The following is a 3245-nucleotide window of genomic DNA, read 5'->3' as shown; positions in this document are numbered from 1 at the left end:
CAGGGTCTTTACCTGATAAAGATCAGAGAGCTCTTCAAATCTTCTTTGACGGAGAGGACGGAATATGAACAAACAATTGATTGAATCGCTTGATGAGCTGCTTACATTGGAGGGCGGCAGCACATCATTTACGAAGACAAAGATACCTTCGAATATACTTGATACTGAATATATTACAGAGGATCTTCGACCCCCACAATCCTGTCCGCTTCTGGAGAATTGTAGAGCTTTTTGCGAATGTGAAAGAGATGGTTCAGAGCTAATTGTTGAATGTGATGAAGGACATGAAGGCAGGATACCGGTTGAAGACCACCTGTATTTCGACATATCCTTTGAACCCGTGCTTGAGGTCGTATCAGAGGCAGCCGGAAGGAATCTGGCACAAATCTCGAAGTCTACTCTTCCAAAGTATGTTACAGGAGTGACTGATGATGGTGTCAACCTCTATCTGATTGTTTCGCCCTCAGACTATGAGAAGGCTGTAAACGAGATCTGTATAGAGACTCTGAAAGAAGATACTCCGGCTCTACTTGTCACACCGCAGAAAACAGTGATGGATCTTTTGGAAATTAAATCCTTGTTCTCTTCAAGCAACTTAATTTACACCGTACCGTTGACCATGCTAACTGAACCTGATCTTATCCAGGGTTCTCTATCAACGATTGAGGATATTCAAAGTATTGAGCGGAGGATTCTCGAAGATTTGGATGGTGAACATCCGGTAGTTAATCGGGTCAACTCTAACCCGCGGTATATATTGACTGAGTTGAATCATATGCGGTTGCTTAGGCTGGCAAAAGAGCTACCGCAGCATTCGGGAACCCGACTTGAAAAGATAGGTGAGACCGCATTTTCTCATTTGTTTGTCTCATACCCTGAAGCGGGCGGTGAAGATGATAGAGGGGGTAATGTTCCAGACAATCTATTCTATATCTCTGAATCTATTCTGCCCGAAGGAGCTGAATCGGTTCTAGGGATTGCTGACACTAAATCAGGTGATGACGCCGGTTTTGGTTCAGAGAAGGTTGAAGGAAAGCACGATGAGTATCTGAAAAAGGCCAGACGTCATTCAGTAGGTGCTGAGAAAATCGGTCATATGTTTTTGATTCTGGGTTTTGATGGACAGAAAGAGATCGAGTTCTATGATAAGATGGCAGACATTTACAAAGAAGACGAGTATTTGGTGATTATGACTGCTGAGGCACTCTCTTTAATACTGGCAGCATATCTTGCTCATACTGTTGCTAATGATTTGAAATTGATTCATGGGAATTTCCAAACAGTTATTCACCCTTTCTTCGACAATCAAGCGTTCCAAAAATCCGGTTTAGGAGGTCTTACGAGAGAAGTCGGGAAAAATCAAGAAGAGTACAATGATGAGTATAAACAACGTGAGAATCTGATGATCATCACCCAAGAAGTAGTAAAAAAACGTCTTGAACAGTGTGTTGATTCACCTAATGACGTGGAAGAAGTTTTCAAAGACTACTTCAAGCCGTTACCAACGATTTAGACCACGTCCGATTCATTATTTGAGTAGGTGTTGCCGGACTTGTTTTCTGAACTTCTGGATGGTTCCTTCCAAGTCCTCTACCTGTTTTTCGAGGCGATGGACTTTCTCAACGAGTTCTCTATGGGTCAAGTTTTCATACTCTTCTAAATCCTGTTGATTTGATTGCTCCAGATGTTCAGTTGCTTTCTGAGTGAGTTCAGCTTGCTTGGGTGTTTTGAATGTGTGTTTTTGGCCGTTGATTATGCGGGTGGTGTAGCCATCCTGTTTTTCGACTTGGATTAGATCGAGGTCTTGGAGCTTGGTGAAGCAGTAGTTGACCTCGTGGTTTTCCAGTGTTGTGGCTTCGGTGATTTTCTGGACATCGTCGCAGCCTTCTTGAATGGCTTGGAGCACCACCAGGTCTTTATCTCTCAGTGGTTCAGTCATCGCTGATCACCGGGCATCCGGTTTCGAGTTCGGTGCAGTAGCCGTCCTCGCGGTACAGGCAGAACGCCTCAAGCTCTTCTTCAGAATGGGCTTCGAGCTCAGGGCATTCAGGCTCTACTTCTTCGTCGTGTACTTCCGGTTTGTCGTCTGTTACTTCGATTATCCGGTACTCGGCGTTTTGAAGCAGTTCTATCTGTTTGAACTCCCCGTCATCCCCGGTGTAGTAGCTGTAGCTTCCGTGCTCGTCTCGGTGTTGGTTGCCTTGTCTGTTGACCGGATCGGAGAGAATACTGTCCAGTTTTGCAGCGTTGCCTTCCTCGACGACGAAGATGCATTCTCGGCCCTGTTGTTTGGCTCTCTGTAGGTTTTTCAGGACTTTTGCCGGCTTGGTGAGAGTGGTGTGTTCGGCTTCGAGATGGGCGAGTGAGCCGTCCGGCTTCTTGACGTGGCCGTCCGGCTTTTCATCACCCGGATCCTGGTACAGAGTTCTTACCTGAAGTCCCAGGTCTTCCAGCCGTTTCTCTGCCTTCGACAGTAGTTTGGTGTGTTTCTCGCCGCCGGCGTTCACTCCTTTGCCCGTAACCTGTTTTTGTAGCGAAAGGTCGGTTTCTGTGGCGGGTGTTGCGTCTGTCTTGATCCTGTCGAGGTCGAACTCATCAGTGTTCCAGGGAGGGTATGTGTCGACGGTGACTGCTTTGTTTCGTTTCCGGGTTGCCGGTGCCTGGACGATAGCTCTGTAGTCGCCTAACGATTCCAGTTGTCTTCGGTCGGTGCCGCGGAGCATCTTGGCGAGTTTCGGGATATCGTCTGATCCTGTTGGGTCGAAGACGAGCTTGGTTCTGCAGTTGGTCTTTACCGCGTTCCTCATCCCGGACGGGAGCTGTGAGAGGTACTGTGTGACCAGCCAGCAGCCCAGCCGGTATTCACGGGCCTTGCTCAGGATCTCGGCGAACTGCGGTCCTTCACCAGGGTAGCTCTGAAGTTCATCAACGAACAGCGTAAACGGCTGATCGATCTCGCTGTCCTGGTAGTATCTGTTCTGTGCTGCTGCCCAGAGCTTGGTGATAACTATAGAAGACAACAATCGTGTCACCGTGTAGCCGACCTCTCCTTCACGGACATCTACCAACAAGATCTTCTTCCGGTTGATCACTTCCTGGAAGTCGATATCGCTTGTTTCGGCTCTGGTGAATCGCTGGACAGCGTCGGTTTCGACCGTCAGAACTAGGAAGTTGAAGCGGGAAACCGCCGATGGTCTATGTCGAAGATTTCCCGCTTCACGAGCAAAGCGGTCCAGTTAGCTAAA

3 protein-coding genes are annotated in these 3245 nt (G+C 47.7%); 1 reads left to right on the top strand and 2 read right to left on the bottom strand.

Features of this window, described 5'->3' with window-relative positions; translation table 11 throughout:
• Positions 1–64: 64 nt before the first annotated feature.
• A complete protein-coding gene (locus tag Harman_RS21145; protein WP_137685636.1) occupies positions 65–1513 on the top strand; it encodes a hypothetical protein in 1449 nt (482 codons plus the stop codon).
• A gap of 15 nt (positions 1514–1528) precedes the next feature.
• Here the strand turns inward: Harman_RS21145 and Harman_RS21140 are convergent, their stop codons facing one another.
• Entirely contained in the window at positions 1529–1939 is a 411-nt protein-coding gene (locus Harman_RS21140; RefSeq protein ID WP_137685635.1) for a hypothetical protein, read from the bottom strand.
• Positions 1932–3092 (bottom strand): TraM recognition domain-containing protein, encoded by a 1161-nt coding sequence (locus tag Harman_RS21135; protein ID WP_137685634.1) that lies wholly within the window; start codon positions 3090–3092, stop codon positions 1932–1934. The genes Harman_RS21140 and Harman_RS21135 overlap by 8 nt, the downstream gene beginning before the upstream one ends.
• Positions 3093–3245 lie beyond the last annotated feature (153 nt).

This window comes from Haloarcula mannanilytica (genome assembly GCF_005406125.1).
Taxonomy (GTDB): Archaea; Halobacteriota; Halobacteria; order Halobacteriales; family Haloarculaceae; genus Haloarcula; species Haloarcula mannanilytica.
Note: the sequence above shows the minus strand (reverse complement) of the source record. Positions and strands in the feature narration are given on the sequence as shown.

What these genes read in the sequence shown, in the direction of transcription:
- Harman_RS21145 (WP_137685636.1), top strand. Translation starts at nt 65, where the DNA reads ATGAACAAACAATTGATTGAATCGCTTGATGAGCTGCTTACATTGGAG.
- Harman_RS21140 (WP_137685635.1), bottom strand. Translation starts at nt 1,939, where the DNA reads ATGACTGAACCACTGAGAGATAAAGACCTGGTGGTGCTCCAAGCCATT.